Raw genomic sequence first — 532 nt, 5'->3', positions numbered from 1 at the left:
CCGTCTTGGCAATGCTCGATCCGCCGGAGCGAAGCGTGATGATGCGGTCGTGCATGCCGGCGTCACGTTTGCGGCCGGTGTAGCGGCCGGCGGCCTTCGCCAACTGGACACCCTGACGTTGACGCTCGCGCCGATCCTCGTAGTCGTCGCGGGCCATCTGCAAGGCGAGCTTCAAAAGCATGTCCTGGACGGATTCCAGAACGATTTTCGCCACTCCGTTCGCCTCGGCGGCCAGCTCCGACAGGTCCACCACGCCAGGCACGGCCAGCTTGGCCCCTTTGGCCCGGATCGACGCAACCAGGCGCTCGGCCTCGGCCAACGGCAAGCGGCTGATGCGGTCGATCTTCTCCGCAACGACGACTTCACCAGGTTGCAGGTCCGCGATCATGCGCAGCAGCTCGGGCCGGTCGGCGCGTGCGCCGGACGCCTTCTCGCGGTAGATGCCGGCGACGTAGTACCCGGCGGCCCGCGTGGCCGCTACAAGGCTCTCCTGGCGTTCAAGATTCTGCTCGTCCGTACTGGCGCGCAGGTA

General features: G+C 66.9%; 1 protein-coding gene. It reads right to left on the bottom strand.

All coding sequences use genetic code 11. The annotated features are described in order from the left end of the window. The coding region (locus AC0L3J_RS37340; RefSeq protein WP_473350425.1) for a recombinase family protein at positions 1–532 on the bottom strand (532 nt) is incomplete at both ends.

The sequence above is a fragment of the Bradyrhizobium sp. Kon37 genome, from assembly GCF_055807535.1.
The sequence above is the reverse complement of the archived record's forward strand: the minus strand, read 5'-3'. Positions and strand labels throughout refer to the sequence as shown.